The sequence below is a fragment of the Streptomyces sp. NPDC055078 genome (genome assembly GCF_053607985.1).
The window spans coordinates 1-4,884 of sequence record NZ_JBSGUP010000623.1 but is presented as its reverse complement, the minus strand read 5'-3'; the positions used below and the strand labels follow the sequence as shown (position 1 = coordinate 4,884).

The window sequence follows — 4,884 nt, the reverse complement described above, 5'->3', positions numbered from 1 at the left end:
CCCTGCTGGCGTGTGCTCAATCGCCGGACGGGCTGATTTTGCGCACCCGGGTGGGCAAATCCAGCCTCGCCGGCGTTTGAGGCGCGGGGTTCGGGGCGGAGCCCCGGGGAAGGGGCAGGCGGTGCATCCAGGGTCGGGGGCAGCGCTCCCGGTGGGGGCAGCCGCGGACCCGGGGCCGGGCGGGAGGCGAAGGCGCGTCGGGCCGGGGCCCCGGTGCGGGGTCACGTCGGGTCGCGGGTGCCCAGAAGCACGCGCTGGAGTTCGCGCGCCGCCCTCGGCGGAGCCACATCACTGCGGTGCGCCAGTGCGATCGTCCGCCGCAGCCCCGGCCGCGCCAGCGGGGTGACCCGCAGTCCCGGGCCCGCCCGCCCCGCCACCATGCTGGGCACCACCGCAAGACCCAGGCCCGCCCGGACGAAACCGAGGACCGCGTCCATCTCTCCGCCCTCCACGGTGAACCCCGGCTCGAAACCCTCCGCGCGGCAGGCCGCGACCGTCAGATCGCGCAGGTCGTACCCGTGCCGGAACATCACCAGCGGCTGATTGCGCAGATCGGCGATCCGCACCGGCCGCCGAGGGGCCTTCGCCGATGACGAGGACACCACCACCAGGTCCTCGCGCAGCAGCTCCACCGTGGTCAGCGCGGGCGACCCCGGCGGCAGCGGCAGCACGAGCAGCGCGAGATCGAGCGCGCCGCGCGCCAGATGCCGTACGAGATCGTGCGAGCCGCCCTCCTCGATCAGCAGCCGGATCCCCGGATGCCGGTCGTGGAAGACCCGCAGCACCTCGGGCAGCAGCCCGGTGCACAGGCTCGGGGTCGCCCCCAGCCGCACCCGGCCCCGGCGCAGCTGGACCAGCTCCTGCACCTCGTGGCGCGCGGTGTCGGCGTCGGCGAGAATCCGGCGGGCCAGCGGCAGCAGCGCCTCGCCCGCCTCCGTGAGCGTGATGTTGCCGCGCGCACGGCTGAAGAGTTCCGCACCCAGCTCGGACTCCAGGGCCCGGATCTGCTGCGACAGCGACGGTTGGGAGACATGTACACGTTCGGCCGCATGCGTGAAGTGACGTGTCTCGGCCACCGCCACAAAGTAGTGGAGCTGCTGGAACTGCATGCTCGCATGATAGTCCATGGCTATCGAGATGAGCTGGATCATGTCTTGGACCACTGGTAACTTTCGGCCTTACGGTTCCCTCCATGGCTCTGGCAACGCGGACGGACAGGCAACCGGCGGATCGACGGCCGCCCAGGCGCACCTTCTGGGGATCGACGATCGGCAAGAAGACCGTCATGGCCGTGAGCGGTCTGATCATGCTTGGCTATCTCGTCGCCCATGTGATGGGCAACCTGAAGGTCTTCTTCGGGCCGCAGGAGTTCAACGATTACGGCCACTGGCTCCGCACCATGGGCGCACCCGTACTGCACCACGAATGGGCCCTGTGGATCGTCCGGATCGTCCTGCTCGCCGCCGTCGTCGGGCACGCGGTCTCCGCGTACCAGCTCAGCAAGCGCGATATCAGGGCGCGGCCCAGCAAGTACGAGCACCGGCGCAAGCGCGCGAGCTATGCCACCCGCACCATGCGCTGGGGCGGCATCATCGTCGCCCTGTTCATCGTCTGGCACATCCTCGATCTGACGACGCTGACCGTCAACGAGAACGCCGAGGCCGGGAAGCCGTACGAGAACGTCGTCGCCACCTTCTCCACCTGGTACGGCAACGTCATCTACATCACCGCGATGCTCGCCGTCGGACTGCACATCCGCCATGGCTTCTGGAGCGCCGCGCAGACCCTCGGCATGGGCAGCGCCACCCGCGACCGCGCGCTCAAAGCCGTCGCCAACGGTCTCGCCCTGGTGCTGACCGCGGGCTTCATCGCCGTACCCGTCGCCGTCATGACCGGAGTGGTGAGCTGACATGAGCAACCCTGACATGAGCAACCCTGACATGACCAACGCGGACATGACCAACGCGGACATGGGCAACACCGAGATGGGCAACACCGAGATGGGCAACGCCGAGATGAGCAGCACCGACTACACCCGGTACGAGACCGGCGAACCGGTCGCCGACACCAAGGCCCCCGAGGGACCGATCGCCGAACGCTGGGACAAGCGCCGCTTCGGGGCGAAGCTGGTCAACCCGGCCAACCGCCGCAAGTACACCGTGATCGTCGTCGGCACCGGTCTGGCCGGCGGCGCGGCGGGCGCCACCCTCGGCGAGCAGGGCTATCACGTCGAGCAGTTCTGCTACCAGGACTCACCGCGCCGCGCCCACTCCATCGCCGCCCAGGGCGGCATCAACGCGGCCAAGAACTACCGTAACGACGGCGACTCGATCCACCGCCTCTTCTACGACACCGTCAAGGGCGGCGACTTCCGGGCGCGCGAGTCCAATGTGCACCGCCTCGCCCAGATCTCGGTGGAGATCATCGACCAGTGCGTGGCGCAGGGCGTCCCGTTCGCCCGGGAGTACGGTGGCCTCCTCGACACCCGCTCCTTCGGCGGTGTCCAGGTCTCCCGTACCTTCTACGCCCGGGGCCAGACGGGACAGCAACTGCTGCTCGGCGCCTACCAGGCGCTGTCCCGGCAGATCGCCGCGGGGAATGTCCGTCTGCACGCCCGCACCGAGATGCTCGATCTGATCGTGGTCGAGGGACGGGCCCGCGGCATCGTGGCCCGGGACCTGATCACCGGTGAGATATCCACCCACTTCGCGGACGCGGTGGTGCTGGCCAGCGGCGGCTACGGCAATGTCTTCTATCTGTCGACGAACGCCATGAACTCCAACGCCACCGCCATCTGGCGTGCCCACCGCCGCGGCGCGTACTTCGCCAACCCCTGCTTCACCCAGATCCACCCCACCTGCATCCCGCGCACCGGCGAGCATCAGTCCAAGCTGACCCTGATGAGCGAGTCGCTGCGCAACGACGGCCGGATCTGGGTGCCCAAGGCGCTCGGCGACGACCGGCCCGCGAACGAGATCCCCGAGGACGAGCGCGACTACTACCTGGAGCGGATCTACCCCTCCTTCGGCAATCTCGTCCCGCGCGACATCGCCTCCCGTGCCGCGAAGAACGTCTGCGACGAGGGCCGGGGAGTGGGGCCGGGCGGGCAGGGCGTCTATCTCGACTTCGCCGACGCGATCAGCAGGATGGGCCGGGCGAAGGTCGAGGAGAAGTACGGCAACCTCTTCGACATGTACGAGCGGATCACCGCGGAGAACCCGTACGAGGTGCCGATGCGCATCTACCCCGCCGTGCACTACACCATGGGCGGACTCTGGGTGGACTACGACCTCCAGACCACCGTCCCGGGCCTCTTCGCGATCGGCGAGGCCAACTTCTCCGACCACGGCGCTAACCGGCTGGGCGCGTCCGCGCTGATGCAGGGCCTCGGCGACGGCTACTTCGTCCTGCCGTCCACGATCAACGACTATCTCGCGAAGAACCCGCCGGGACGGCAGCTGCACACCACCCACCCGGCGGTCGCCGAGGTGGTCGCCGAGACCGAGGACCGGCTCAATCTGCTGCTGGCCGTCGACGGCGACCGCACCCCGGACTCCTTCCACCGCGAACTCGGCGAGCTGATGTGGGAGTACTGCGGCATGGCCCGCACCGAGGCGGGGCTGCGCAAGGCGCTCGACCGGATTCCACAGATCCGCGAGGAGTTCTGGCGGCGCATCAAGGTCCCCGGCACCGGCGAGGAGTTCAACCAGTCGCTGGAGAAGGCCAACCGTATCGTCGACTATCTGGAACTCGCCGAGTTGATGTGTCTCGACGCGCTCCACCGCGCCGAGTCCTGCGGCGGCCACTTCCGCGAGGAGTCCCAGACCCCGGACGGCGAGGCGGAGCGCAGGGACGAGGAGTTCGGCTACGCCGCCGCCTGGCAGTTCGGCGGAACGGGCCGCGCGCCCGTACTGCACAAGGAAGACCTCGTCTTCGAGTACGTCCACCCCACTCAGCGGAGCTACGCATGAAGCTCAACCTCCGTGTCTGGCGTCAGCGCAACGCCGACGCGACCGGCGCGATGGCCACCTACGAGGTCGACAACATCTCCCAGGACATGTCCTTCCTGGAGATGCTCGACACCCTCAACGAGGAACTCATCCTGCGCGGTGAGGACCCCGTCGCCTTCGACCACGACTGCCGCGAGGGCATCTGCGGCGCGTGCAGCCTGGTCATCAACGGCGACGCGCACGGCCCCGAGCGCACCACCACCTGCCAGCTCCATATGCGGTCCTTCCGGGACGGCGACACCATCGACATCGAGCCCTGGCGTGCCGCCGCCTTCCCGGTGGTCAAGGATCTCGTGGTCGACCGGTCCTCCTTCGACCGGATCATCCAGGCGGGCGGCTATGTCTCCGTGCCGACCGGTGCCGCCCCCGAGGCACACGCCACCCCCGTCCCCAAGCCGGACGCCGACTTCGCCTTCGAGCACGCGGAGTGCATCGGCTGCGGAGCCTGTGTCGCCGCCTGCCCCAACGGCTCGGCGATGCTCTTCACCTCGGCGAAGGTCAACCACCTCAATGTGCTGCCCCAGGGCGCGCCCGAGCGCGAGACCCGGGTGTTGGACATGGTGGCGACCATGGACGCGGAGGGCTTCGGCGGCTGCACCCTGACCGGCGAGTGCGCCACCGCGTGCCCCAAGGGCATCCCGCTCCCGTCCATCGCCGCCATGAACAAGGAGTGGCTGCGGGCGAACCGCAAGGTCAAGCGGTAGGACCCCGCCGGGCCCGCCGTCCGGGCGGCGCCATTTCGACGGCACTCCCTGGGCCGGGCGGGTGAGACACAGCGGCATGACGCCGGCCGTACGCGCGCTGAGCCGGGCCTCGTACGGCCGGTCCGCGTACGGCCGGTCCGCGTACGGCCGGTCCTCGTACGGCCGGTCCC

4 protein-coding genes are annotated in these 4,884 nt (G+C 69.4%); 3 read left to right on the top strand and 1 reads right to left on the bottom strand.

Annotation, left to right across the window (positions count from 1 at the left end):
• Positions 1–221: 221 nt before the first annotated feature.
• Positions 222–1,109, bottom strand: coding sequence for a LysR family transcriptional regulator (locus ACWF94_RS33485; protein ID WP_453497270.1), 888 nt, complete (start codon positions 1,107–1,109; stop codon positions 222–224).
• A gap of 83 nt (positions 1,110–1,192) precedes the next feature.
• Between ACWF94_RS33485 and ACWF94_RS33480 the strand changes: the two genes are divergently transcribed.
• The 3 genes from ACWF94_RS33480 to ACWF94_RS33470 all read left to right on the top strand — a co-directional run bounded on the left by ACWF94_RS33480 (position 1,193) and on the right by ACWF94_RS33470 (position 4,714).
• Positions 1,193–1,909, top strand: a complete 717-nt coding sequence (locus ACWF94_RS33480) for a succinate dehydrogenase (RefSeq protein WP_453497264.1) — start codon at positions 1,193–1,195, stop codon at positions 1,907–1,909.
• A 106-nt stretch (positions 1,910–2,015) separates the two neighbouring features.
• Positions 2,016–3,971, top strand: a complete 1,956-nt coding sequence (locus ACWF94_RS33475; RefSeq protein ID WP_453497267.1) for a fumarate reductase/succinate dehydrogenase flavoprotein subunit — start codon at positions 2,016–2,018, stop codon at positions 3,969–3,971.
• Positions 3,968–4,714, top strand: a complete 747-nt coding sequence (locus tag ACWF94_RS33470; protein WP_453497261.1) for a succinate dehydrogenase/fumarate reductase iron-sulfur subunit — start codon at positions 3,968–3,970, stop codon at positions 4,712–4,714. Before ACWF94_RS33475 ends, ACWF94_RS33470 begins: the two co-directional genes overlap by 4 nt.
• Positions 4,715–4,884 lie beyond the last annotated feature (170 nt).